This window comes from Allorhizobium sp. NPDC080224 (genome assembly GCF_050281005.1).
Classification (GTDB): Bacteria; Pseudomonadota; Alphaproteobacteria; order Rhizobiales; family Rhizobiaceae; genus Allorhizobium.
In genome coordinates, this window is record NZ_JBNNWJ010000020.1 from 1 (window position 1) to 1,374 (window position 1,374).

1 protein-coding gene is annotated in these 1,374 nt (G+C 60.4%); it reads right to left on the minus strand.

All coding sequences use genetic code 11. The features are described from left to right. Nucleotides 1–1,374 (minus strand): hypothetical protein (locus tag ACQKP1_RS25860; protein WP_427277515.1); only part of this gene is annotated, 1,374 nt, incomplete at both ends.

The following is a 1,374-nucleotide window of genomic DNA, read 5'->3' on the forward strand; positions in this document are numbered from 1 at the left end:
GCCTTGTTCTCTTCCGTCGTGCCAGCCGTCTCATGCGCAACAGGCGCCTTCAGCTCGAACGAGTAGGAACCGTCGACATTGATCTTCAAAACAGCAGCACCACCGGCCGAGAGCGGATAGTTCGTGCTGGTTGCCGTAAACGTGGTCGAGCCGTCAGTGCCCTTAACGCCCGCACCCCAGGTCACGCTCTCGGACTTGGCAAAGCCACCTTCCGAGAAGATCACCTTGAAGGCACCATCAAAGATGGTCACCTTCGACACACCGTCTGCACCAGCCGTGAACAGCGAATTGGCAAGGCCAGTCACGATCTTCGCATCGGCAACATCACCGGTACCATTGGCATTGCCCGGGAACAGCGTCTGCGCCTCGTCGTCCAGCGTCACGGCATTCGTGACAACCTTCGCGATCGGCGCGTCGTCGTTGATGATGACCTTCAGCAGGCCGACAGCCTTGTCGCCGTCACCGTCCGTCGCGGTGTAACCGAACACCAGCGTCTCGTTGTTCTCCGCAATCACCGAAGCCGAATGCGACACAGGCGCCTTCATCTCGAACTTGTAGGAGCCGTCCGCGTAGATCGTCAGAACGGCAGCGCCGCCAGCCGAGGCAGGATAGCTCGTGCTCGTTGCCGTGTAGGTGGTCGCCCCACCTGCACTGCGAACGCCATCGCTCCAGCTCACCGCTTCCGTCGTTGCAAAGCCGTTGCTCTTGCCAACGACTTCGAGCGTCGGAAGATCGACCGACAGAGAACCAAGGCCGTCAGCGCCCATCTTGAACAGAGAGCCTGGGCCACCCGTCACGGACTTCACATCCGGATTGACATCCAGGAAGCCGCCCGGGTTGGTCGGCGTGAACATCGTCTGCGCTTCGTCGTCCAGGATCTTCGATGCAATCTCGATCGAGACCACAGGCTCCGGCGTGTCGTCGTTCACCAGGATCTTCAGCGAACCCGTCGAGGTGTCGCCATCACCGTCCTTCACCGTGAAGCTGAAGTTCAGCGCCTTGTCTTCCTCGAAGAGCGAAGAGCTCGTCGAATGCACAACAGGGGCCTTCAGCTCGAACGTGTACGAACCATCAGCATTGATCTTCAGGACGGCTGCGCCGCCAGCCGAGAGAGGATAGTTCGTGCTGGTTGCCGTGAACGTGGTCGAGCCGTCAGTGCCCTTAACGCCCGCACCCCAGGTCACGCTTTCCTGAGCTGCAAAGCCCAGGCTGTCCTTGAAGATGACCGAGAAGCTCGCACCCACCAGCGTCACGGACTGCAGACCGTCGGAACCGGCAGTAAACAGGGTACCGGCAACGCCGGACACCGTCTTGTAGTTCGGGCTTGCATCCGTGCCGTTGAACGGCAGGTTCGAACCGTTGTTGCCCGGGAAG